We start from the raw sequence: 24,415 nt of genomic DNA, 5'->3' as shown, positions 1-24,415 counted from the left end.
CCCTGTGAAAAAACGCAAGGGGGATTCTTTTTCACCTGTACGAGTCTATGACGTGCTGAAGAATTGACGAGGGAGTCAGCTTTTCCGGCTTGACATATGTCAGCTTGTGGAAGTCGCTTATCCCCGCAAAATATTTCATCCTGTCATCAGAATAATCGTCATACATAGAGTGCTGCATTTCGTGCGGGGGAAGGTTTGAGAAATACGGAACCTTGCTCCATTCGTCCGGGTATGCTTCTGTCGCCATCTTGAAGAACATGTGAAACAGGAAATAATGTATCAGGTAGTCATAATCCTTCCAGTACTGGAACAATAAATCCCTCGTGAGAGTGATTATCGGGTTATGAGCGTCCGAGACAATGAACCAGCTTGAGGCAACGCAGGAATAACTTTTCGTCTGGTACACGAAAAGAGGAAGCCGCATAATGTCCCCGAATTTCCGCCCTGTGCAGTAAACAGTAGCGTCAATCCATGTCCCGCCGTGCTGTGTGAGAAGCTCTGCTCTGATTATGTCGCTGTAATGTGCGTGAGAGATAATGCCTTTTTCGTGCTTGTCGATGATGTAGCCGGGAAGGTTAATGTAATCTGAGATGTTGTTCTTGTCGAGTGTGATAATCTTTTTGTCGGAATGCCAGTAACGCAATGACCTAAGGCAGGCTTTGCAGACTTCCGGGGCGTTCTCTTCTCCCTGAAGCCATAAACGCTAAATCTTACCGTCATACCCCTCCCCCCGGGCTGAGTAATTCTGCTGATTTATGCGCGGATATTAGCGGGCTGTACTTTCTGCGGAGAGAGAAGTATATCATGTTCCTTGCGCTTCTTCCCGGTAAAATTTTAGATAATATTTTCCACGACAACGCGCCGTATTTCCCCTCAGAGAGAAGCCCGTGAAACGTCCTGAAGTTGCTTGCTATGCTCATAATTTCACCTGCTACGTAAAAAGTGTAATTTTGTGTTGCTAACACTCTTTCGATTATTCCTCGTTCATCCTGTCCCTTTTCGCATATGCTACTAAGGCTTGTCCGACAGTCCAGAGGCTTTAATTCCCGCCCAGCCAGCGGTATTATATTTCTTACAGCTTCTCAAATTTAATGCGGCGTTATAATCTCGGTCAATCACTAATCCGCATTCTGTACACTCATATACACGGTCTGACAGCTTCAAATCCTTCTTGATATGTCCACATCGGGAACACGTTTTACTGCTTGCATAAAATCTGTCTACTATTCGCAGCTCTATTCCGTACTCACGGCACTTACGTTCAAGCAATGCGCGGAAGTAATAAAACTCACATTCAGCTATTGCCCGTGATAAATGGCGGTTCTTCAGCATTCCCGACACGTTCAAGTCTTCTATCGTGATATATTCAGGCCGTCTGCTTACTATCTCATGTACAGTTTTGTTTATATAGTCATGACGTTTGTTAGCTAGTCTCATATACGCCCGCTGTACTTTCAGCCTTTGCTTGTCTAGGTTTGAACGTTTACACTTTTTACTCGCAGTTTCCTCCTTTCGTTGTAATAATCTCTGTATCTTGCGCGAAAATTTTCGCTGTTCACGCTTCAGCCTCTTGATTAATTTCCTTGCCTTTGGGGACTTATTGATATTCGGGTAATTCCTGCCGTCCGAGATTACCGCAAAACTTTTCACGCCTAAGTCAATTCCTATGCTTTCAGATTGCATTGGGCTTACTGGGATTGCTGTATTTGTCTCAAACAGGAATGAAGCAAAATATCTTCCTGCCCGTTTCGTAATTGTTACACTAATTGCTTTGCCCTGACGCGGGATATAGCCATATTCTTTGATACGCACCCAGCCTAATGTCGGAATTTTTGCCCGATGCCGTTCTGTCATTATGTCTTTGGGATTGTTGCGCGGTAAATACATGCTCACTTGCCGTCCGTTTCTGCGCTTGAAATTCGGAAATCCCGCATTGCCTTTCATGAATTTCTTGTAAGCTGTATCTGCGTTCATTATGGATTTCTTCACAGCTTTGGACGATACTTCCCATATCCATAATTTATCAGAATTGGCCTTCCTGTAATCGTTGTTCAGCCATTTTGAGAAATCATAACCGGACATATATCCCTGTGTGCTGTTACGGTAATTATCCCTGTTTACGCCTATGAAAAGATTATAGACATACCTGCATACGCCTATAGTCCGCTCGATGATTTGTATTTGCTCGATTATCGGCTTCAGCTCGACTTTATATGCTTTATGCCGGGATATATTTTTCATAGCATGATTTTACACGAATTTGCACTTTATCGACATCTAGCTATTGCTCCTAAAGAATTTCCCCCCTCACGTTTTCCGCAAGGGGGATTTTTTCCCGTTCTCACCGTATAAGCTCCTCAAGAAACGGAGGAAGCACAAAGCTCGCCCGGTGAATCTCGTTCGTGTAATACTTTGTCGGCGTTACTGTCCTGGCAGGCGCGAAATCAGTCTCACGCATTGACGCTATTCCGTATGTCCACATCCCGGAAGGGTACGTAGGCACTACTCCCCAGTACATTCGGACACAGGGAAAAACTTTCCTCATCTCCCGAATCGCCTGGGTCATCAAATCCGTGTCAGTGAACGGCGACTCGGTTAATTCCGTCAGCATGGCCGAGTCCGTCATCACACGTTTGACATCATCATAGAACCCCGCCTGAAATAATCCCGCGGCAAAGTCTACAGGGTCAGTGCTGTCAACAATCACAACATCATAGCGTTCGCCAGTCTCACGGATATATTTCATTGCGTCCATACATTTCACATCAGCCCGCGAATCACTGAACGAGCAGCCCGCGAAAGGAAGATATTTCTTTGACGACTCTATGACTCTCTCGTCAATGTCAATCAATGTGCATTTCCTCACGCACGAATGCTTCAGAACCTCGCGCATTATTGCACCGTCCCCGCCGCCGATAATCATGACATTCTGCGGGTCAGGGTGAGCGCAAATCGGTACATGCGACATCATTTCGGAGTACGTGAACTCGTCTTTTTCCGTGAGCTGATACGCGCCGTCAAGCATAAGAGTCCGGCCATATTCGTAGGTGTCAGCAATCAATAAATCCTGGTACGGCGTTTTCTCCGTGTGAATGAGAGACTTTACGCGCATTGAGAGCTTGAGATTATCGGAGCTGTACTCACTCAGCCACAATTCATTATCGCGCTTCGGCCTCGTAACGTACCCGCTCATGCCTTTACCGCTTCTCCCAGATTCGCGCCCATCTCGCAAAGTTTGTCGAGGTCATCAGGTGTCGGGGACGTATACACTTCTACTTCAGGCCCGACAAGAGTCAGCTTGCTTTTCTCGGCGTAATCCTTCAGGGCGGTTAATGCTCCCTTGCTCCATGAGTAGCTCCCAGCGATTCCCAGCGTCTTGTTCTTTGGCATACGGTTTAACAGCTTGGCGCATAATGCCTCCATCGGGGGAAACAGCAGCGTGTTATACGTGCAGGCCATGAGCGCGAATCCCCTGAACCGCCAAATGTCCCGCAGAATATATGAAGGGTCTGTGCGTGATACATCGTAGACTCTGACATCCTCAATTCCTGCTGACGACAGCCCCGTGCAGACAGCCTCCGCCATTTTCCGCGTGTTTCCGTACATTGAGCCGTAAGCAACTACCGCGCCTTTCTCGCCCTCGTATTTGCTCCATTTGTCATAAAGTGAGATTACTTTCTTTATGTCCTTCCTGAAGAGTGTACCGTGAGACGGGAAAATGTTTGCGATTGGGAGTCCGCCGAGTTTCTTTAGCGCGACTTGGACAATGTTCGAGTATTTCGCGACAATGCAGGCGTAATATCTCAGCATCTCATCTTCCCAGCGGGCCGGGTTTTTCTGGTCGTCAAAGATTCCGCCGTCATGCGCCCCGAATCCGCCGAATGAGTCATTCGAGAACAATACGCCCGTTGTTGTGTCAAACGTAACCATGCTTTCAGGCCAGTGCAGCATAGGTACAGTAAAGAATCTCAGGACATGCCCGCCGAGGTCTAATGTGTCTCCGTCCTTCACCGTTATAACATCGTCCGTTATTCCGTGATAGCCTTTGAGCATGGGAATAGTTTTAGCGTTGCCGATAAATTTCAGCGACGGCCATACGGATTTGAGCTGCGAAATGAGTCCGGCGTGGTCAGGCTCCATGTGATTCACGACAAGATAATTCAGCGTCCTGTGTCCCAGTGCCTGAGTCAGCTTGTTCACGTAATCGTCAAGGTACGGGCCTTTCACCGTGTCAATCGCGGCGGTTGCTGTCGTCCCTAGTACGGCGTAAGCGTTGTAGGCGACTCCCTGCGGCAATGGCCAGAGAGACTCGAACAAGTCAGTCTCATGATCATTCACTCCGAGCCACCATGTATCTTTGTTCACCTTTATGGGTTTGTACATGTGGTAAATTTTTCCTCCTTTGCTGGGATTAATTTGTTGATTGTCATTGTATCATGTTAGGCGCGGGATTTACGCCCTATTTGAACTCTACTATTGTTACTCCGTAGCCCCCTTCACCCTCAGAGCCAAGCCGATAGCTTTTGACGTAATTCAGCCTCGACAGCAGCGCGTGTACTTCTCTCCGCAAAATTCCTTCACCCCGGCCATGAATCACAGTAACAACAGAATGATTCGACCTGTACGCCTTATCGAGATAGCTCGCCACTAGGGGCAGTGCCTCAGCTACGAGCATTCCCCGCACCATTATGGACGACGGGACTGTTTCAGGGCGGGGGAGTCTCGTTGTGTCAGCAGGAGGAGTCGCGACCTGTGCTTTCTTGTCGGTGGCAATAAGCTGGCTCAATGGAACGTCAACGCTCATAGGCCCGGCGGTCATGTAGGCGCGTCCGTTGCGAATCTCGTTGATGATTCCTACAATGCCGCTTCCTGCTACCATCGCTGTAACTCCGGGTGCAGGCTCAAAGGGTTTCGGGCTGTTCTGAATTTCGCGCTCGGTGCGTTTCTGGTGCCGTTTGTCGATTACCCCGCGCAAAGTTTTTAGCTCTCTTCTTTTCACGTTGTAGCCTTTCCGGGCGATGTCCCTTGCTGACTCTTCAACACTGCGTATAATTTCCTTTGATGTTTCCTCAGCCTGTGAGATAAATTTTTCGGCTTTACGGTCTGCGGCCTGCATGATTTTGTCGCGCTGAGTGTCAATCTCCTTCACTCTTGACTGATACGCCCGCTTGAGGTCTTCCGCTTCCTTCATGGCCGTGTGTACCTGTCTTTCTGCTGTGTCAAGGGCGGCTTTTCGTTCGTTAAGCTCGCTCATTATGTCCTCAGCTGTAACTTCCCGCGAGTCTAATTCCCCCTGCGCCAGTCTCAATACTTCCTCCGGCATTCCGTAACGCCGTGCAATCAATAATGCGCTGCTCCGTCCGGGAATGCCCATCAAGAGTCTGTATGTCGGCTGTAATTTCTGTATGTCAAATTCCATGCTGGCTGTCTCGACTCCTTCTGTCGTCAATGCATACTGCTTTATGGGATTGTGATGGGTTGTTGCGAGGGTGATACAGCCTTTTTGCTTCAGCGTCTCAAGAATCGCCACGCCTAACGCGGCTCCCTCGTGAGGGTCTGTGCCTGCTCCGAGTTCGTCAAGCAAAACGAGTGATGAGTCTGTCGCCTCCCTGAGAATGTGAATGATCTTCTGAAGGTGCGCGCTGAATGTCGATAAATTCTGCTCTATGCTCTGTTCATCGCCGATGTCCTCAAATATCGCGTCAAATGTCCCGATTGCTGTACCGTCCCGCGCAGGCAAAGGGAGTCCCATCCACGCAAGAGCGATCATTACCCCGGCAGTTTTGAGGGTTACTGTTTTCCCGCCCGTGTTTGAGCCTGTGATGACGAGTGTCGAAAAGTTTTCGCCGCATGACACTGAAACAGGGACGGCCTTATCTTTGAGCATTGGATGACGGGTATCAATGAGACGGAAGAATTTTTTTGCTGACAGCTCCGGGATTACCCAGTGTTTATTACGGATTAAATCATCGCAGACACATAGAAGGTCTAACGTTCCTATTACTTTTTCGGCGTTGATGATGGCATTTTCGCGGGACAAAATTTTTCGAGTGAGTTCGAGAAGGATTAATCCTTCCTCGTCTTGCTCGTCCTTTGTCTTGATGATTAAATCGTTGTTGACTCGTGATAATGATTTCGGCTCCATGTATACGGAATTTCCTGACGCTGAACGTTCAACAGCAAGCCCCGGAAATCGGTTGATATATTCCTGACGTACCAGCATCAAGAATCTACCTTCACGCCATGACAGCGAGCGTTCCTGCAACATGTTGGTGATGTCGGAGTCCTCAAGAAGTTTCTGCGCGATTCGTCTGCCTGTACGCTTGAGATTTTCGAGTTCCTCCCGGATGACTGAGAGCCGGTGCGATGAGTTGTCCGAGAGTCTGCCGGAGTCCTCAACAACATTCAGAGCGTCAATCTCCGGCGTGAAATCTCCTATGCTCCGTCTTAGTGCGTCAACAGCCCCGTAATCTTTCGAGACTTCCGCGAGTCCTTCACGGATTCTTTTCGCGCAATTGAGGACGGCACGAACCTTCAATAGTTCCTCGCCCGACAAAATTCCGCTCCTTTTCGCGCCCGGGAACATCACCGACACTGCGTCAAGTCCCGCGCTGAACGCAAACTCCCCGCTGTGGTCGGTCATGTCGAGCCATTCGCGCAATAATTTCGAGCGTTCACGGAGAGAGTCGAAATCCCCGGCGGGTTTCAGCGATGACAAAATTAACTCCCCTAATCCGCCTCGCAGTCTTTCACGGAAGGGGAGCAAGTTTTTTCCCAGCTCTAATATTTCTGCTGTGCTGTCTGATATTATCATCTACATTCCGCCCGTCAGCGCAGTGAAGTCTATTATGCCGTGTTCCTGCAACAAGTCCCGGACTGGCGGCCACACAAAAGAAGCTCCCTTCATGAACCAGCTTTGAGACATCCATTCAGTCGGAATCAATTTCGGGAATGATGACAGGAGCGCGTACACTATCACCGTGATAAAAGCGGCCTTCAGGAAGCCCGCAATCATCCCGAAAACATGATCCGTAACGGAAAGCCGCGTAACCTTCACGACATATGACAGAATCAAGCTGATAACCGCGAATATAATCTGAACCGTGAAGAAAATTCCCAGCGAGCAGACAAGGGACAGCATATTGCGGTCAAAATTCGGGTCATTGATATAGCGCATAGCAAGCTCCGCGGCAGGGTCGCAGAATTTCCACGCGCAGAACGTACTCACAAAGAACCCTACAAGCCCGATAACCTCGCCGGAAAAACCGTTGATGAGTCCCCGGTAAAGGAAAAATATCAGGATAATTCCCAGCACACAATCAACAATCAACGCAACATTCATATTTGTATCAACCTTCCTGTTAATTTACGCCCTGCGGGGCGCGATAGTAGCAGATTTTGAGACTTCCGGGACTTACTGACATGTTCAGATTACAGCGGGCAATCTCGCACAAGTCCGTTACATCAGGCTTGACACGCAAAATTTCAGCGTCAAGGGCTGTGCGTTCGGGGTCATCGGAGATTGTTACAGCGTCAGGATTTTCACCAAGCCACGAGAGAACCGACTCATGTGAATATTCCCCGGCCTTCAAGAATCCTTCACACGAGGCATAAACGAAACCGTGTCCGGCGTATATCACCGTCAGAATTTTACCGCCCCCGCCGTGAGTCTTCCTGTAGGTGTACGGGAGAAGCTCTAATGTTGAGACGGGAATAACCTCCGCGCCTGAAGCGTAAGCAATCCCGGAAGCATAAGCCGCTCCGACCCGTATACCAGTGAAATATCCCGGGCCGTTCGTGAGGGCGATATAGTCCAAGTCCGGCCATGTGAGTCCCGCGCCGTGAATGAGAGACTCACACATCCGGGGAAGCTCTGATGTCTGCTTACGTCCGCAATCCTCCTGTACACTGCCGGAAATTTTCCCGTCAACAGACAACGCCGCCCCCGTAAGTTTCAGGCAGCATTCAACCGCAAGAATATTCACCGTGAAATCCCCCTTTCGACTCTGATTCTGCGTTCGTTCTCGCTTGTCGACTCAAAATATACCCTCACCGAATTTGCCGGGGGATTCGTCCATCTGTCAGGCCATTCGACAAAAAGAATACTGTCATCATCCCCGGCGTATTCATCGAGTCCCGTTGCGCTCACTCCGTCAGGGTCAAGCCTGTACAAGTCAGCATGAATGACGAAAATCCCGGACGGCGACTCATACTCATTCACCAGCGTGAAAGAAGGACTGCGGACTCCCGAAATCCCGAAAGCCTCGCACACTCCCCGCACAAATACCGTTTTCCCCGCGCCTAAGTCCCCGAAAAGGAGAACGACATCACCGCCCGAAAGAGTCCCGGCAAAATCATGGCCGAATTTCCGGGTGTCCTCCTCCGAGCGGGATATGTAGATTCCTGACTCAGTCATCATTTTTGCGGCTGCGTTTTTCGGCACGGTGCTTCATGATTACGCGGAGTACAACGCATGACACGCAGAATATCACGGCAAATAAAACCGTCCGGGGAATTTCGACATCAGCCCCCGTTGAACGGCTTATCCCGAATATGAACGCTACAGCCATTCCGAAACTAAGCACGCTCATCAATAAACCTTTCCGGCGGATATTCTCAGTCTTTCGGATTTCTGCGTCCCAGTCAACGCGCTTTCGTCTGTACGTCATTTTCCAGCTCTCAGGCCATGAATGACTCTGCGAATCATGTTGGCGATTTCTGACGCTAATACACCGTCAACACCTTCACGCGCAAGAAGTTCACCCGCAAGGCCGTGTACTGACGCTCCAAGAACAGCCGCCTCGAACGCCTCAAGCCCCCCGGCCATGAACGCCCCTATACACCCGGACAGGACATCGCCCGACCCCGGCACCGACAATTCCGGCCCGCCGTAGGGAATCTCTGCGAACTTTTCCCCGGAGGCTATCAGCGTATGATGTCCCTTCAGCACGACACAGCCCCATCTTTCGGACAATTCACGGACTGCCCCGGCTCTGTCCTCATGAACCTGCGCCGTTGGAATCCCTAACAGCCGCCCAGCTTCCCCCTCATGAGGAGTCAATACAGCGTCCGCCCTGTGTTTCATGTCATCACGCGATGAGGCTAAAGCGTTCAGGCCGTCCCCGTCAACAAGAATTTTCGCAGGCCATTCCCGCCACATTCGGGACGTGAAAATCTCAGCGGCTACACTGCGGTCAAGCCCCGGCCCAATCACGAGAGCATCAATATTTTTCTGTGCTAATGCTACGTCCTTCCAGCGGAACGCGTCATCATCAAAGCAGTAAATCACCTCAGGAAGACGGGCAGCGCATACAGTGCAGACACTCTGCAACGACAGAAGGGTTACGACTCCCGCTCCGCTCCTCAAAGCACCCAGCGCGCTCAAAGCAGGGGCGCCGGGATAACGCAATGACCCCCCGGCAATAAGCAGCCTTCCCCGGAATCCTTTGTGCATGTCCTCCGGGCGGGGCAGCAATAATTTCCTCAGTTCCTCAGCATTCATGAAACTCTCACCATCTGCGGAGGCTCTTTCCCGGCGAATACGGCCTCAATGTTCCGTATCACCATGAAGCCCATCTCCTTGCGGGTGCCGAATGTAGCCGTCCCGATATGAGGAAGCAATACGACATTCCGCAGAGTCTTCAGCGCGGGTTCTACGTTGGGTTCATTCTCGTAAACGTCAAGCCCTGCCCCGGCGATAACATGACGTGCGAGCGCGTCCGCTAATGCTTTCTCATCGATTACAGGGCCTCGCGATGTGTTGATGAGGATTCCGTCCGGCTTCATTTTCGCGAGTTCCTTTGCGCCTATCATGTGGCGTGTTGCGTCTGTCAGCGGTAAATGAATGCTCACAAAGTCAGACCGCTCTAATAATTCCTCAAGTCCGACTCTCTGCGCCCCGACTGACTCAAGGTGAAGCGATGTCCTCCGGCTGTAGTAAAGCACCTTCATGTTGAAGCCTCTTGCGGCCTTTATTCCGAAATTAGTCCCGATTCTGCCCGCACCGATTATGCCGACTGTGCGCCCGGTGATGTCATATCCCAGCATGTATTTGGGTGCCCACGCGAACGACTCATTACGCACAATGTAATCTCCCTCGATCGCCCGCCGAGCCGCCGCGAACATTAGTGTGAACGCTGTATCCGCTGTTGCGTCCGTGAGTACGTCAGGAGTGTTTGTTACGTAGATTCCTTTCTCGGTTGCCGCTTTTACGTCAATGTTGTTGAAGCCGACTCCGTAATTCGCGATGAGCTTGAGATCCGGCCCGGCCTGCGAAATCAATTCCGCGTCAATGGGATCGTTCAGCATTGTGATAATGGCCGCGTAATTCTTGACGGCGTTCACGAGTTCGTCATGTGTGGCCAGGCGGTCTTCATTGTTCACGTCATACTCGCAGATATTTCCGAGGGCTTTCATTACGGAGGTGTGAAGGGCGCGTGTTACGTATACTTTCCTGTTCATGGCTTACTCCTCAATTGTGATTGTCTTGATTGTTACTTCCTTCACCGGCCTGTCCTGCCTGTCAGTTTTCACATGGCCGATCTTCTCAACGACTTTCATACCGTCAACAACATGCCCGAAAATCGCGTGATGTCCGTCAAGCCACGGAGTCGGAACAAGCGTAATGAAGAACTGTGAGCCGCCTGTGTTAGGGCCAGCGTTGGCCATCGAGAGAATCCCGGGCGCGTCATGCTTCAGCCCCTCGCCGAACTCATCGGGGATAGCGTAGCCCGGTCCGCCTCTGCCTGTCCCGGTAGGGTCTCCGCCCTGAATCATGAAGTTGTCGATTACCCTGTGGAAGATTACGCCGTCATAGAAATTTTTGCGGGCTAATGTGATGAAGTTGGTTACGGTGTTGGGCGCAAGGTCGGAATATAGCTCGATGGTGAAATCTCCCATTGAGGTCTCGAATTTCGCTAGGGGACGTTTTGCCCCGGCGGGTTCGTCAGCGAATGCCGGAGAACATACGAACGCCAGCGCGAGAATTTTGCAGATTAACTTGTACATTGCTGTGATGATTCCTCCTTAGTGTTGTGGAATGTGTTTGATTATAATATCACCGCGCACAAATCACAGGCGTTAAAGGAGGCTGAACAATGGCGAGAAAAAATTTTGACATTACTCCATACGCTGATCGTTTCCCGAAAGTGGCATAGAAAAATCTCATACACAGTTTACTTGACAGACCCAAGACATATGGCGAATGGGTATGTGATACAGCATACAGCCCTGCGGAAATTGACGGGATAATCTGCGAGTGCCTCAAGTCAAGTTGAAGGCGTTAAAATTATCTCATCTCACACAACATCGGAGTGATAAATTTTGCCTTACACGATTAAAGACATGTCGGAGCTTACCGGGCTTCCTGCGTCAACACTGAGATATTACGACAAGCAGGGACTCCTTCCCAACCTGAAGCGCGACGGCAACAACATACGGATATTCACGGATGAGGATTACGCACAGCTGCGGCTGATTGACTGCCTGAAACGCTCCGGGCTGTCGATAAAGGACATCAGGAAGTTCATCGACATGGACGGCAAAAAAGGAGCATTACCCGCAAGGCTTGAGATATTCAGAAAACGCCGCGAGATTCTGAAGCAGGAGCTTGAGAATCTGAAGAGCATTCTCGGCGTGATAGAGTATAAATGCTGGTACTACGAAAAAGCCTGCGAGGCCGGAAGCGACTCAGCCGTCAAAGACCTGAAGCACTCAGAAATTCCCGAACAGTTCCGCGAGGCCGTGAAACATCTTCACTGCACAAAACGCTGAATGTTATACTCATACAAAAAAATCATCAGAAAGGAGCTTGAAAAATAAAAATGGCCACCCATAATCAGCACAGCACCTTATTGTCTCTCATGGCTGAAAAAATGCCTCAGCAAAATACTGCATGTTGCGACTACCGGGAAAAACGGCTTTTATTTTCATGTGTTCGGGCGCGGTATTGTCGTATACAATAAATTTCTGATCATGTCATTTCTCACGGAGAATTACAGAAAACTTCCTGCTTCCGCTGAAAATATTTGGATAGAAAAATTATCTGCGGAGAGTATCAGGGATTTCGAGAAGGAAAATTTTCCTCCTTATCAAGTGGGTGTGCTGCGTAAATATCTCATAGAAAGCCCGGGTTCTGGTGAATTTTTCGGATTGAGGGCAGAAGACGGAAATCTTGCAGGCACTATAGGAATAATATACAGGGGCGGAAAATACGGTGGGTTCAGCGTAAACATCACAGACGCGCTTATTGTCAATGTCTTTGTATCGGACAAATACAGGCGCAGGGGCTTCTGCTCTGAAATGCTCCGCGAAATTCTGAAGTATCTCAGCACAGAAAAGAATATCACAGAGACCCGGCTTTACGTTCATGCAGACAACCGCCCTGCAATATTCGCCTACAGGAAAACGGGCGGCTCTGAAATATCTCAGGTGAAGAAAATGAAAGTCATGAAGATTCCCTTTTCCGCTTCACGGCTACGATTTGTAGTCATTTGCTTAATCCCCCCTCAAACGCGCTATAATGGCCGGAAAATTCCAGAGGGGGAAAAATTTTCATGATTTACCGCGAATTAGGGTCAACAGGACTCACCGTCAGCGAAATAGCGTTAGGCTGTGAGGGAATGACTGAGGACAATTACAGCATGTGCGCCAAACTTTTCGACACAGCAGAGGAATCCGGCGTGAATTATTTTGACCTTTACTCGCCAGACCCGCAGTTACGTTCAGCGATCGGCCATGCTCTAAAGGGGCGCAGGGAGAAATTCATCATCCAGTCTCATATCTGCTCCGTGTGGAAGGACGGACAATATTTGCGGACTCGGAATCTTTCTGAGACGAAAGCAGGATTTGAGGAGTCATTAAGGCTTCTCGGCGTTGATTTTGTTGACGTGGGAATGATTCACTACTGCGATGCTTTGAGCGACTGGGACGAAATTTTACGCAACGGGATTCTTGATTACGCCCGCGAACTGAAAGCCGCCGGGAAAATTCATCATATCGGCCTAAGCTCCCATAATCCGCAGGTTGCACTGAAGGCAGTTGAGTCGGGAGCGGTTGAAGTGCTGATGTTCAGCGTGAATCCGTGCTATGACCTTCAGCCCGCAAGCGAGGACGTAGAAGACCTATGGAGGGATGAGAATTACGCCGTTCACCTCACGAACATGAACCCGGAGCGGCAGAAATTGTACGAGACATGCCAGCGTCTTGGAGTCGGAATCACCGTCATGAAATGTTTCGGGGGCGGAGACTTGTTGAGCGCGAAAATGTCTCCGGCGGGAGCGGCTTTGACCGTCAGTCAGTGCATAGCCTACGCTTTGAGCCGTCCTGCTGTGGCTTGCGTTTTGGCGGGGGCGCACAGTGTCGAACAGTTACAGACATCAATCGCGTATGAGTCAGCCTCAGAGAGTGAGAGAGATTACGCCGTTGCTTTCGCGTCATTCCCGAAAATTAGCTGGGAGGGACACTGCATGTACTGCTCACACTGCCAGCCCTGCCCGGTGAAGATAGATATTGCGTCCGTAACAAAATTCCTCAACCTAGCTCAGGCCGGAGGAAACAAAAATATCCCCGAAACAGTCAGGGAGCATTACAGGGTGTTGGAACATCACGCCGGGGAGTGCGTGAAATGCGGGGCGTGTGAAAAGCGTTGTCCTTTCGGCGTGAAGATACGCGAAAATATGACGGAGGCCCGGAAAGTTTTCGGACTGTAAGAAAGAAATTGCCCCCGGTTTTGCGGCTGTACCCATAGGGGCGGAGCTTGCGCCGGGGCAAAATTTTTCGTCTGTTATTTTTCCTGTATCCATCCGGCAAGGTCAAGAGCGTAATACGTGATAATAATATCCGCTCCCCCCCTCGCCAAACACACCGCCGACTCCATCGCTATATTTCTCTCGTTCAGCCAGCCGTTTGAACACGCCGCCTTCATCATAGAGTATTCACCGCTGACACAGTAAGACGCTACAGGAATATTCACGGCCTCTTTCACCGTCTTCAGAACATCAAGATACGGAAGGCCCGGCTTCACTATGATAATGTCTGAACCTTCCTGAACGTCAAGCAGTGCTTCTTTTACGGCCTCGCGGACATTTCTGGGATCCATCTGGTAAGTTTTCCTGTCCCCGAATGACGGAGCAGACCCCGCGGCCTCACGGAATGGCCCGTAAAACGCGCTGGCATACTTCACCGCGTAGGACATAATCAGCGTGTCAGGCATCCCGGAATTGTCGAGAGCCTCACGGATTGCCCGCGTATGTCCGTCCATCATGTCAGAAGGTGCGACTATATCCGCTCCCGCCCTAGCCTGTGAGACAGCTACACGCGCTAAAATTTCGAGGGTTGAGTCATTGTCGACAGTCTCGCCGTTGAGGAGTCCGCAGTGGCCGTGAGATGTATATTCGCAGAGGCACACATCGCCGATTACTGTCAGGCCGGGAAATTCGCGCTTTGCCGTCCGTATTGCGGTCTGAATTACGCCGTCATCCCTCCAAGCTGAAGAACCTTCCGGGTCTTTATGCTCAGGGATTCCGAATAATAACACCCCGCCGATTTTGGCCTTCACAGCTCGTTCGAGTATCACGGGCAAAGTGTCGGGGCTGTAGCGTTTCTGCCCGGGCATCGCGGGAATGTCCTCGATTATGTTATGACCCTCGCGAACAAACACAGGGTAAACGAACATTGACGGGGCTAAACGTGTCTCGGCTGTCATGTCGCGGATTGCCTGAGTAACGCGGAGCCTTCTCGGACGTATTATCATTTCTCTATCGCCGCGATTCTGAGCCGTCTTGTTCCTCTGGGAATCTTCACGATAACTTCATCGCCGACAACATGGCCGATTACCGCCTGGCCTACGGGACTCTTCTGTGATATTCTCTGAATGCCTGACGCTGACACAGCAGCCCCGGATAATTCCTCAGAGCCTACAATTTCGTATGTGTACTGTTTTCCCTCATGGTCTAAATCTTTGATTGTTACTCTGAGTCCGACTCCTGCCCTTGTCGTGTCGAGTTTCTCCTCATCGATTACTGTTACTTTGCTGAGTGTCTCCTCAAGATCGTGTATCCTGTCCTCAAGTTTGGCCTGCTCCTCTTTGGCCGCGGCGTATTCTGCATTCTCGCTCAAATCACCAAAGGCGCGGGCTTCCTCTAACTGTTTTGCGACTTCAAGCCGTCTCACTGTACGCAGGTTAGTCAGTTCCTCGGACAATCTTTCGTACCCGCTGCGAGTCATTTCGCGGACATCATTTTTCTTTGTCGGCAAGATTTTTCACCTTCACATTAGAATTTTATGATTTCTGCTAGAATATAGCCGTAATATTTTACACGAAAGGGAGATAACATTATGGCGCAGTATGAGAGCTACTCACCCTACGCGGCGGGAGCGTCAAGCCTCGAAGCAGTCAACGCGCTTTTCCGCAAAGTATATCAGTATATGGCACTTGGACTCATCCTCACATCATTAACGGCATGGCTTACAGTTTCCGTCCCGGCATTGCTTCAGATGTTCTACACATCACTCGCCCCGCTAATTATTGTAGCAATTGCTGAAATCGGACTCGTGATGTACCTGTCCGCCACAATTGCAAAGCATTCGGCCTCAACATCGCTGTTACTGTTCGGACTCTACAGCATACTCAACGGGATAACCTGCTCGGCTGTGCTTCTTGTCTACACGCAGGAGAGCGTATACACGGCGTTTTTGTCGACGGCGGGAATGTTCGGAGCTATGAGCGTCTACGCGATGTACACGAAACGCGACATAACATCATGGGGGAGCTTCCTCCACATGGGACTCTGGGGGCTGATTATCGCGATGGTGATTAATATGTTCGTTGGGTCAACAGCGGCTGAGACAGTGATAAGTGTTATGGGCATCATAATATTCATGGGTCTGACGGCTTACGACACGGCGAAAATCAAATCCATTGCTGACAGTGCCGGAATGACTGACGATGAGGCCGCCGGAAAAGTCGCGGTGATGGGTGCGCTTGCATTGTATCTTGACTTCATCAACTTGTTCCTGTACCTGATAAGAATTTTCGGGAAGAGAAGAGACTAGCGGCGCGTCAAAAATATAACAGAGTCCCCCCGGTGAAATGCCGAGGGGATTTTTTTGTGCTTCATGAACAGCGAATGCGGCGGAAGACTCTTGACGGTGAAATTTTCGGTGTGCTGTTAATGTAACTGTTGACATTACATCATGACGCGGTAAAATTTGCAGTGTAACAATCACATTTACAGGAGGAATTTTGCGGATGAAAGTTGCGGTAGTATGCGCGAACGGCAAAGCGGGACGGCTTATTGTTGACGAGGCATTAAAGCGCGGGCTTGATGTTACGGCGGTAGTGCGCGGTGAAAACAAGACTAACGCCCCTCACACAATCAAGAAAGACATTCTTGACATTAAGGCGGAAGATCTCCGGGGATTTGATGTTGTGATTGACGCTTTCGGAGCATGGGAGCCTTCAACGCTTCACCTTTACAGCGACACGCAGAAGGTTTTGTGCGATGCTCTTTCAGGGAGTGAGACAAGGTTACTGATTATCGGCGGGGCAGGAAGTCTCTACGTCAACAAGGAACACACAAAGCAGTATTTTCAGACAGAAGGATTCCCCGAAATATATATGCCGGTCTCTACAGCAGCGGCTAAAGCATTGAGCGAGTTACGCAAGCGCGATGATGTGAAATGGACGTACATTAGTCCCGCGTCAGATTTTCAGGCTGAAGGAGAACGGACCGGGAAATACATTCTTGCGGGCGAGGAGCTTACGTTCAACGCAAAGGGCGAGAGTGTCATAAGCTATGCGGATTACGCGATCGCTATGATTGATGAGGCTGTCAGCGGAAAACACATCAGGCAGAGAATTTCAGTAGTGAAGGAGTAATTAATGATGAGGAAAATTTTTGCGGCATTATTGGCGGTTATGGTGCTTTCGGGTTCAGCGTTCGCAAATGGAGTCAGCGTCGGGAATATGAGCGTAACGAATTTTGACGGCGGAGTGAAACTTCATGCATACGGAACAGGCGACAACATGAATGATTACTGCTACGTTGTCGAATCTCCTGAAGGACTCGTGCTGGTAGAGTCGACTGCATACCGTGAGAACGTCAAAGCGTTTGCGGAATATATTGCGTCGTTGGGAAAACCTTTAGCGGGTGCGCTTTTCTCGTATCATCCCAACGGCTATAAGTCATACGGCGATGTGAAGATTTACGCGACAGATACCGCGCTCAAAAGCTGGGCTGAAGGCGGAAGCGTCTGGAATCTGACTCAGAGCTTCATTAAGGCGGCAGGCGATAAAGTTGCGGAAGATTTGCCCGTCAAGACTGAAATCATCAAGGAAGGCGACACGGTGAAACTTGCGGGAATGGATTTCGTGATTCTCCATGAGTCTGACGGCGAGGGCTACGGAATATATATCCCTGCAATAAATACTGTTTACCGTCATATGATGGGCTCGAAGACTCATAACATTCTCCCGGCGATTCCCTACATTGAGGCCGAAATATCAGAGCTTAAAGGCTACAAGGACAAAGGCTACTCATTAATCCTCACGAGTCATAACGCGCCGGAAGGAAAAGAAGCCGTTGATGAGAAAATCGCGTATCTTGAGAAAGTGCTTAAGACTGCAAAGACATCAAAGAACAGGGCAGAATTTATTTCAGCGGTCAAGGAAGCATTCCCGGGTTACAGCGGAGAAGCATATCTTGAGATGAGTGCGGGCGCATTGTTCAGCGAGTAATCAAAGAAAACAGCAAATCACAAAGGCTTTCGGTTATAATGGCCGGAAGTCTTTTTTTATTGAGGGGATAAAATTTGCAGATCTCAGGAAGATTCGCTGTTGCTGTTCATATTCTGACGTGCATAGATTACTTTCAGGACTCACAAAACGTAACAAGCGATTTCATTGCGTCAAGCGTAAATACTAACCCCGTAATCATCAGGCAGATAATATCACGGCTCAAAGCTGCCGGACTCGTTGATGTCTCGCGGGGCGTAAGCGGCATGAGACTCTCAAGGCCGCCCGAAAATATTACGCTCTATGATATTTATACGGCTGTCGAAAGCGTGAAGGGAAAACTATTCCGGCTCCATCCGAATCCTAATCCGAAATGCGTTGTCGGGAAAAATATTAATCATGCGCTCGGAGGATTTCTTGATGAGATTCAAAAGTCGTTAGAGGAAAATTTGAAGGCCGTGAAACTCAGCGACATTATTTCGCGGATATGAAACACAAAACGAGGCCGCCATATTTCAGACAGCCCCGGAAATTTTCGGTGATGTGATTGCGGAGTATATTTGCTCTGCCAGAATTGCCGCCACGTTTTTGAGGGTGCTACGTATTGAGGCCTGTATTGCGGTGTTGTTGGCTGAGGAGCGTAACATTGTCGGGAAGTCAGAAGTAACCGCTCAAGAAATGAACTCATAGGAATGATTTTAGAATACGCCGTAAATCACAAAGACATTACAGAAAAAATCGCTCCCATAAACTTCAAAGGAGCAACGCAAATTTTACAGCTCGATTTTAATTCCTCAAGCTGTGAATCGGTGCCGGGATTCTTCCTCCCCTCGCGATAAATTCACCGCTTCCCGCATTATTCACGCGCATTACGGGAGCATTGCCCAATAACCCGCCAAACTCAACGGAATCTCCGACACTCTTCCCCGGAGCAGGGATAATTCTAACGGCTGTCGTCTTGTTGTTGATGACTCCGATCGCTGACTCGTCCGCAATTATCGCCGCTATAGTCTCCGCGCTCGTGTCTCCCGGTACTGCTATCATGTCGAGACCTACGGAGCATACGCACGTCATAGCCTCTAGCTTTTCGACTGAGAGATTCCCCGACTTCACCGCGTGAATCATTCCCTCGTCCTCGCTCACCGGGATAAACGCACCCGACAATCCCCCGACATGGCCGGAAGCCATCACTCCGCCTTTCTTCACTGCGTCATTCAGCAACGCAAGTGCCGCCGTTGTCCCGTGAGTCCCGCAGACTTTGAGTCCCATCTCCTCAAGAATACGCGCAACAGAATCGCCCTTTGCGGGAGTCGGTGCCAATGACAGATCGACAATCCCGAAAGGAATCCCTAATCTTTCTGACGCTGCATTAGCCACAACCTGACCCATTCGCGTAATGCGGAAGGCTGTACGCTTCACAGTCTCGGCTACAACGTCAAAACTTTCTCCCTTTACATCTTTCAGCGCACGCCACACAACGCCCGGCCCTGACACTCCGACATTTATCACGCATTCAGGCTCGCCCGCTCCGTGAAACGCTCCGGCCATGAACGGATTATCTTCTACAGCGTTCGCAAATACTACGAGTTTCGCGCAGCCGAGTCCGTTTTTGTCCGCCGTAAGATTTGCCGTCTCCTTTATGATTCGTCCCATCATCGCAACTGCGTCCATGTTGATTCCGGCTTTCGTTGTGGCAACGTTTACGGACGAACATACAAGCTCCGTTCCCGCGAGTGTCTGAGGAATTGAGGCGATTAATCTTTTGTCAGACTCAGTGAATCCCTTATGCACTAACGCAGAGAATCCCCCGATAAAATTTACCCCGCATTCTTTCGCGGCATCATTCAGTGCATGGCCGATTACGGAATAATCACCGCTTTCACATGACGCGGCAATTTCGGCGATTGGAGTAACGGAGATTCTTTTGTTGACGATGGGAATCCCGTACTCATTCTCGATTTCACAGCCGACCTTCACGAGATTTTCTGCCTTCCTGCAAATCTTGTCATGAATCTTGCGGGCGCATTTGTGAATGTCGGATGAGGCGCAGTCGTACAAAGATATACCAAGCGTTATTGTCCGTATGTCTAAATGCTGATGGTCGATCATGTTGACCGTCTGCATTATGTCAGAAATATTCAGCATCGTTTACACCCTGTGCATAGCCTCGAAAATATCCGCACGCTGTATGTGAATGTTGAGCGACTCTTTTTCGCCCCTCGTCATTAGGGCTGTGCGTATTTCGTCAAATGTATGTGATGATGTTGATGTGTCGACAAGAAGAGTCATCGTGAAAATTCCCTGCATTACTGTCTGACTCAGGTCAAGAATATTCACGCCCATTTCAGCAAGCAACGAGCAAACGCCCGCGATAATTCCGACTCTGTCCTGAGCTGTTACGGTCATTACGGCCTTCATGAAAAATCATTCCTTTGTGGAAAAAGTGATGTGAAGTATCTTACCACAGGCAGAAAAAATCCCGGCTCTGTATGTCGAGACCGGGAAAAATTTTGCGGATTACAGTCTTTTCTTTGCGGCTCTGCTTCGGGCTAGTTCGTCAAGGTCTGTATTGTCAATCGCGTATTGTAGCTCTGCGAGGATTTCGGGCTTGCTTGCCTGAAAGTTACGGCAGTTGAGATTAGCTGAGACTGTATGATGTGTTATGAATCTCTCAAAGTCAATCGTAAGGTTCTCGATAAAAGTCCTAAGCTCAATCATCAATTCACGCTCGGTGCAAGGGTCAAATTCTCCGCGCTCTGCTTCCTCTTTCAGCTCTGTACCGTCGAACAACACGAGTCCCCCGGTGCCAATCACTTTGGGATGGCACATGCTGTAAATTTTCGCCGAGTTCACAGCGTGCTGTATGCTGTGAGATTTTCCCGCAACACCGTTAAGGAACGACATCCAGTATTTTATCCCGGCCTCGTCAAGTTTGGCGCACTGTTCGAGAATGTCGGAGGAAGTATATCCCTTGTTGATTCGTGAGAGTGTCCAATCATCGCCGCTTTCAGTGCCTAATGATATTTCGCTGAGTCCCATTTCGCGGAGGCTTGCGAGTTCGTTTACTGTCTTGTTCCTGATGTCTGAGACTCTAGTCTGTGCATACATCACTTTGAGGCCGGGAAGATATTTGCGGATGAGTTCGATACGGGGCGCGAGCCTGTCATACGTCAAAGCGAGAGGATTCGCGCTGAGTATCTGAAGCGTTTGTGCTTTCGGCCATCTTTCGGCAATCTCTTTCAGGTCTTCTTCAACCCATTCAAGCGGGGACATTCGGAACTGAACATCACGGTACATATTGCAGAATTTGCACTTGTTGTGCGTACAGCCCTGTGTGATTTCGAGCAATGGCAGCGTAGGCCAGTAGGGACTCCTGTACAAAGGCTCCGTGTAGTGCATGTTATGACCTCAAAAATTTTTTCACGCATTCGGCGGACTCATTCGGTTTCTCCATGAGCAATAAATGAGTCGTGCCGAGAAAATTATTCTCAAGCACAAATTTATTCTTCACGTTCTCGCGGTAGAAATTAACCGTTGTCATTGAGTAAAGCGGCGTTTCAGGCATGAGGTACAGAAATGGCACTGTGATTTTGCTGACGGCTTCCCGCTGATCTGTGCGGAATAACGAGTACCACATGGCCGCAACCGTGAACGGGTCAAGATTTTCACGGCACATTGACATCATTGCAGGCGTATATTCTTTCGGGGTCGCTGACATTGCCGGGGTCATCAAGTGAGTCATTATCCGCCAGTTCGCCGCGCCAATGTCGTCAAACATCATATCTATGTCCGTCATGAAGTCTTCATCCGTCCATTTCCCCTGGCCAATTCCGCCCTGCCACACCGTATTACGCATGTACGGAGTCATGTCAACCGCCGTTATTGTCTTGAGCCTCTCACAGCCGAATTGATTCACGTAGCTGAAAATTGTTGCCGCTCCCATCGAATGACCGATTATGTGAATGTCCCGGAGATTCAGATACTCGACGATCTCGCGCAAGTCCTGCCCTAGCGTGTGAATGTTCATGTGCTTGTGGGTACGTTCGGAAGCGGCATGTCCCCGGTGATCGTAGCAGACACAATGATATTCGCCCTCAAAATTCTTCATGAACGGCTGAAGCTCAAAGTGTGATGAGCTGAGTCCGTGCAAAAATAATACTGTCTCGCCTTCTCCGCGCTCCTCGTAATAAATTTTCGTGTTGTCCTTCATCGCTATGTACGGCAAAATTATTCCTCCTCCCCTAGTCCGAAAAATCCGAATCAACCTGCACCGTTAATTTATACTCCGGGTACAGCTTCTTCACAGCGTCAGTAACTTCTTTGTGTACAGCCTCAACATCAGGCGCAGAGAAATCCGCAACAACATCAAACCGTATTGTCTTTTCGTCCGCGCTGAAATAGAACCCGTGAACCTGCAACACATATTTCTGCGACATGGCCGCCCTCGTAACATTCTCGCGAATCTCTGAGGCTCTCTTGTCCGTAGTGTTGTGCGAATATACACCTATTGCCGCAAGCGCGATATGATTCTTCATTGCGACTCTGTGCATTATCTTCCGGCTTGTCTCGTCAATTTTCCCCGCCGTCCATGTGTCAGGCACCTCAATATGTACTGAGCCTATCAGCTTGTCGGGGCCGTAGTTCGTCAGAATCAAATCATACGCACCGTAAACGCCTTCAGTTTCGCAGATTGTCTCCTTTATTGCCCGTGTCAATTCGCTGTCTTCACGTTCGCCCAGAATTTTGCTTGTCGTCTCCATGAACATATCAGCAGCCGCTTTGATTATCATGATTGAGATAAACACTCCGAGCCACGCCTCAAGATTCAATCCCGCGAACATAAACGCAAGCGCACCAATTAGAGTCGTTGATGACACAGCCGAGTCCATGAGAGCGTCAGCACCCGAATTTTTCAGAGAGTCGGACGATAATTTTTCCCCCTGCGATTTCACGTAACGCCCTAATACTATTTTCACGATTACGCCAGCTGCAACAACACCAAGACTCACCGCGCTGTGCTCAGGCTCAACAGGATTAATGATTCGTGAGACCGACTCAACAAGCGCAGTTATTCCCGCGTAAAGAATGATTCCCGAAATCACAGCCGCCGTAATGTACTCTACACGGCCATGTCCGAATGGGTGCGCCTTGTCCGCAGGTTTCCCGGCAAGCTTCGTGCCGATTATCGTTACTACTGACGACAATACATCGCTGGCATTGTTCACAGCGTCCGCCATAATCGCAACTGAACGCGCAAAGAATCCCACAGCAAATTTGAATCCCGCAAGAAATATATTCGCAATGATTCCGATTATGCTGACCCGGATTATTTGTTTCTCTCTTTGTTCCATGTCGTTAAATCCCCCCTGTGAAAGTTACGGCTGAGAGTATATCATTGTCGCAAGAAAATCCCGGAAGGTGATGAAATTTGTACGCAGAAAAATTTTTGCCGCAGGTGATTTCATGGAGGAGGGAAATACATTCTCACCCGGAATTATCACAGCATGAGGAGAAAACCGCCGGGCTTGTGGCGAATGTTCTTGAGGGACTCGGCATTGAGGTGCGGAAGAATGTCGGGGGATTCGGCGTTGTAGGGTTATTGCGGGGAAAAGGCGCGGGAGAGTCGTTACCCCTCTCGGCAAGCCGTGTCCCCCCTAAATTAGGGGGGATTATGGGGGGTCAGGAGGGTAATAAGCCGGGAAAAACTGTAGGACTCCGCGCTGATATGGACGCTCTTCCCCTGAATGAAGAGACGGGCCTCCAGTATGCCTCAAAATTTCCGGGAGTTATGCACGCCTGCGGACACGACACGCACACGGCCATGCTGTTAGGGGCTGCCTGCGTCCTGTCAGGAATGCGCGACAAAATCCGGGGCAACGTGAAATTCATCTTTCAGCCGTCAGAGGAACTTAATCCCACCGGGGGCGCACCGGGAATGATTCGGGACGGGGTATTAGACTCGCCGGAGGTTGACGGGATATTTTCGCTTCATGTGTGGCCTGTCTACGGGACGGGAAAAATTGCTGTGCGCTCCGGGGCATGTATGGCGGCTTCAGACAGGGTATATATCACAGTTCACGGGCGGACGGCTCACGGTTCGAGGCCGGATCAAGGTAATGACGCAATTGTCGCGGCGGCTCATGTGATTACGGGATTGCAGGCGGTAATCTCGCGCTCAGTCTCGCCGCTGGACTCTGCTGTCTTGACGATAGGGACGATACACGGCGGTTACAGGTACAACGTTATTCCCGACAATGTGAAACTTGAAGGCACTGTGCGGACTCTGAATCCTTCTGTGCAGTCCCGGATGCCGGAGCTAATCACGCGCACTGCGAAAGGAATCGCGGAGGGGCTTGGCTGTTCGTGTGATGTGGAATACGTGAAGGGTTATCCGCCGCTTGTGAATGACTCTGACATGGCCGGGATTGCGGCTTCTGCTGTGAGGAAAATATATCCTGAGTTTGTGATAATTGCTGATGAGCCTGATTTGGCGGCTGAGGATTTCGCGTTCTTTGCGAGGGAGAGACCTGCGTTTATGGCGTGGCTTGGGTGTACTCCTGCGGGCGTGAAGATTTCTGACGCTCCGAAACTCCACAGCACGAAATTTTCACCTGATGAGAATTGTTTTGCTTACGGGATAGATTACTTTGTGCAGAGCGCGTTAGACTTCCTTAGCTGAGA

27 protein-coding genes and 1 pseudogene are annotated in these 24,415 nt (G+C 49.8%); 8 read left to right on the top strand and 20 right to left on the bottom strand.

The window, feature by feature from the left end:
• Window positions 1-31 precede the first annotated feature (31 nt).
• The 13 genes and pseudogenes from IKQ95_02530 to IKQ95_02470 all read right to left on the bottom strand — a co-directional run bounded on the left by IKQ95_02530 (window position 32) and on the right by IKQ95_02470 (window position 11,007).
• Window positions 32-700, bottom strand: a pseudogene (locus tag IKQ95_02530) (capsular polysaccharide synthesis protein).
• A 16-nt stretch (window positions 701-716) separates the two neighbouring features.
• Window positions 717-920 carry a hypothetical protein gene (locus IKQ95_02525; GenBank protein MBR4195571.1) on the bottom strand — a complete coding sequence of 68 codons (204 nt, stop codon included), beginning with the start codon at window positions 918-920 and terminating at the stop codon, window positions 717-719.
• Between the two features lie 91 nt (window positions 921-1,011).
• On the bottom strand, window positions 1,012-2,241 hold the full coding sequence (locus tag IKQ95_02520) for a transposase (protein MBR4195570.1): 1,230 nt from the start codon (window positions 2,239-2,241) through the stop codon (window positions 1,012-1,014).
• A gap of 100 nt (window positions 2,242-2,341) precedes the next feature.
• On the bottom strand, window positions 2,342-3,193 hold the full coding sequence (speE, locus tag IKQ95_02515) for a polyamine aminopropyltransferase (protein ID MBR4195569.1): 852 nt from the start codon (window positions 3,191-3,193) through the stop codon (window positions 2,342-2,344).
• The gene (locus tag IKQ95_02510) at window positions 3,190-4,383 is read right to left on the bottom strand and encodes an FprA family A-type flavoprotein (protein ID MBR4195568.1); all 1,194 of its coding nucleotides are present in this window, start codon (window positions 4,381-4,383) and stop codon (window positions 3,190-3,192) included. The genes speE and IKQ95_02510 overlap by 4 nt, the downstream gene beginning before the upstream one ends.
• 76 nt (window positions 4,384-4,459) lie before the next feature.
• Window positions 4,460-6,814 carry a Smr/MutS family protein gene (locus IKQ95_02505; protein MBR4195567.1) on the bottom strand — a complete coding sequence of 785 codons (2,355 nt, stop codon included), beginning with the start codon at window positions 6,812-6,814 and terminating at the stop codon, window positions 4,460-4,462.
• Entirely contained in the window at window positions 6,815-7,342 is a 528-nt protein-coding gene (locus tag IKQ95_02500) for a CvpA family protein (GenBank protein ID MBR4195566.1), read from the bottom strand.
• A 19-nt stretch (window positions 7,343-7,361) separates the two neighbouring features.
• Window positions 7,362-7,985, bottom strand: coding sequence for a tRNA (adenosine(37)-N6)-threonylcarbamoyltransferase complex dimerization subunit type 1 TsaB (gene tsaB / locus IKQ95_02495; protein ID MBR4195565.1), 624 nt, complete (start codon window positions 7,983-7,985; stop codon window positions 7,362-7,364).
• Entirely contained in the window at window positions 7,982-8,443 is a 462-nt protein-coding gene (gene tsaE, locus IKQ95_02490; GenBank protein MBR4195564.1) for a tRNA (adenosine(37)-N6)-threonylcarbamoyltransferase complex ATPase subunit type 1 TsaE, read from the bottom strand. Before tsaE ends, tsaB begins: the two co-directional genes overlap by 4 nt.
• Window positions 8,409-8,669, bottom strand: a complete 261-nt coding sequence (locus IKQ95_02485; GenBank protein MBR4195563.1) for a hypothetical protein — start codon at window positions 8,667-8,669, stop codon at window positions 8,409-8,411. The genes tsaE and IKQ95_02485 overlap by 35 nt, the downstream gene beginning before the upstream one ends.
• Window positions 8,666-9,502 (bottom strand): NAD(P)H-hydrate dehydratase, encoded by an 837-nt coding sequence (locus tag IKQ95_02480; protein ID MBR4195562.1) that lies wholly within the window; start codon window positions 9,500-9,502, stop codon window positions 8,666-8,668. The genes IKQ95_02485 and IKQ95_02480 overlap by 4 nt, the downstream gene beginning before the upstream one ends.
• Window positions 9,499-10,461 carry a D-glycerate dehydrogenase gene (locus tag IKQ95_02475; GenBank protein MBR4195561.1) on the bottom strand — a complete coding sequence of 321 codons (963 nt, stop codon included), beginning with the start codon at window positions 10,459-10,461 and terminating at the stop codon, window positions 9,499-9,501. Before IKQ95_02475 ends, IKQ95_02480 begins: the two co-directional genes overlap by 4 nt.
• Window positions 10,462-10,464: 3 nt before the next feature.
• Window positions 10,465-11,007 (bottom strand): peptidylprolyl isomerase, encoded by a 543-nt coding sequence (locus tag IKQ95_02470; GenBank protein ID MBR4195560.1) that lies wholly within the window; start codon window positions 11,005-11,007, stop codon window positions 10,465-10,467.
• Window positions 11,008-11,322: 315 nt separating this feature from the next.
• Between IKQ95_02470 and IKQ95_02465 the strand changes: the two genes are divergently transcribed.
• From IKQ95_02465 to IKQ95_02455, 3 genes are all read left to right on the top strand, one after another.
• Window positions 11,323-11,772 (top strand): MerR family transcriptional regulator, encoded by a 450-nt coding sequence (locus IKQ95_02465; protein MBR4195559.1) that lies wholly within the window; start codon window positions 11,323-11,325, stop codon window positions 11,770-11,772.
• A gap of 321 nt (window positions 11,773-12,093) precedes the next feature.
• Window positions 12,094-12,558 carry a GNAT family N-acetyltransferase gene (locus IKQ95_02460; protein MBR4195558.1) on the top strand — a complete coding sequence of 155 codons (465 nt, stop codon included), beginning with the start codon at window positions 12,094-12,096 and terminating at the stop codon, window positions 12,556-12,558.
• A complete protein-coding gene (locus IKQ95_02455) occupies window positions 12,555-13,709 on the top strand; it encodes an aldo/keto reductase (GenBank protein MBR4195557.1) in 1,155 nt (384 codons plus the stop codon). Before IKQ95_02460 ends, IKQ95_02455 begins: the two co-directional genes overlap by 4 nt.
• Window positions 13,710-13,783: 74 nt before the next feature.
• Here IKQ95_02455 and hemB read toward each other — a convergent pair whose 3' ends face one another.
• Complete coding sequence (hemB, locus tag IKQ95_02450) at window positions 13,784-14,752, bottom strand: porphobilinogen synthase (protein ID MBR4195556.1); 969 nt, start codon at window positions 14,750-14,752, stop codon at window positions 13,784-13,786.
• Window positions 14,749-15,258: a transcription elongation factor GreA gene (gene greA / locus IKQ95_02445; GenBank protein MBR4195555.1), complete on the bottom strand. Its 510-nt coding sequence runs from the start codon at window positions 15,256-15,258 to the stop codon at window positions 14,749-14,751. The genes hemB and greA overlap by 4 nt, the downstream gene beginning before the upstream one ends.
• Window positions 15,259-15,336: 78 nt before the next feature.
• On the opposite strand from greA, the gene IKQ95_02440 reads away from it, so the two are divergent.
• From IKQ95_02440 to IKQ95_02425, 4 genes are all read left to right on the top strand, one after another.
• On the top strand, window positions 15,337-16,053 hold the full coding sequence (locus tag IKQ95_02440) for a Bax inhibitor-1/YccA family protein (GenBank protein ID MBR4195554.1): 717 nt from the start codon (window positions 15,337-15,339) through the stop codon (window positions 16,051-16,053).
• Window positions 16,054-16,249: 196 nt separating this feature from the next.
• Window positions 16,250-16,879 carry an NAD(P)H-binding protein gene (locus tag IKQ95_02435; protein ID MBR4195553.1) on the top strand — a complete coding sequence of 210 codons (630 nt, stop codon included), beginning with the start codon at window positions 16,250-16,252 and terminating at the stop codon, window positions 16,877-16,879.
• A gap of 6 nt (window positions 16,880-16,885) precedes the next feature.
• A complete protein-coding gene (locus IKQ95_02430; protein MBR4195552.1) occupies window positions 16,886-17,737 on the top strand; it encodes an MBL fold metallo-hydrolase in 852 nt (283 codons plus the stop codon).
• A gap of 74 nt (window positions 17,738-17,811) precedes the next feature.
• Window positions 17,812-18,225 carry an Rrf2 family transcriptional regulator gene (locus IKQ95_02425; GenBank protein MBR4195551.1) on the top strand — a complete coding sequence of 138 codons (414 nt, stop codon included), beginning with the start codon at window positions 17,812-17,814 and terminating at the stop codon, window positions 18,223-18,225.
• A gap of 295 nt (window positions 18,226-18,520) precedes the next feature.
• Here the strand turns inward: IKQ95_02425 and IKQ95_02420 are convergent, their stop codons facing one another.
• From IKQ95_02420 to IKQ95_02400, 5 genes are all read right to left on the bottom strand, one after another.
• Window positions 18,521-19,879 carry a PFL family protein gene (locus IKQ95_02420; protein MBR4195550.1) on the bottom strand — a complete coding sequence of 453 codons (1,359 nt, stop codon included), beginning with the start codon at window positions 19,877-19,879 and terminating at the stop codon, window positions 18,521-18,523.
• Between the two features lie 3 nt (window positions 19,880-19,882).
• Window positions 19,883-20,152: an ACT domain-containing protein gene (locus tag IKQ95_02415; GenBank protein MBR4195549.1), complete on the bottom strand. Its 270-nt coding sequence runs from the start codon at window positions 20,150-20,152 to the stop codon at window positions 19,883-19,885.
• A gap of 99 nt (window positions 20,153-20,251) precedes the next feature.
• Complete coding sequence (locus tag IKQ95_02410) at window positions 20,252-21,133, bottom strand: radical SAM protein (GenBank protein MBR4195548.1); 882 nt, start codon at window positions 21,131-21,133, stop codon at window positions 20,252-20,254.
• Between the two features lies 1 nt (window position 21,134).
• Window positions 21,135-21,959, bottom strand: a complete 825-nt coding sequence (locus tag IKQ95_02405) for an alpha/beta hydrolase (protein ID MBR4195547.1) — start codon at window positions 21,957-21,959, stop codon at window positions 21,135-21,137.
• A 16-nt stretch (window positions 21,960-21,975) separates the two neighbouring features.
• A complete protein-coding gene (locus IKQ95_02400) occupies window positions 21,976-23,085 on the bottom strand; it encodes a cation transporter (GenBank protein MBR4195546.1) in 1,110 nt (369 codons plus the stop codon).
• Between the two features lie 77 nt (window positions 23,086-23,162).
• On the opposite strand from IKQ95_02400, the gene IKQ95_02395 reads away from it, so the two are divergent.
• Complete coding sequence (locus IKQ95_02395) at window positions 23,163-24,413, top strand: amidohydrolase (protein ID MBR4195545.1); 1,251 nt, start codon at window positions 23,163-23,165, stop codon at window positions 24,411-24,413.
• Window positions 24,414-24,415: the final 2 nt, after the last annotated feature.

It is taken from the genome of Synergistaceae bacterium, assembly GCA_017540085.1.
Classification (GTDB): domain Bacteria; phylum Synergistota; class Synergistia; order Synergistales; family Aminobacteriaceae; genus JAFUXM01.
This window is presented reverse-complemented; position numbering and strand designations above follow the sequence as displayed.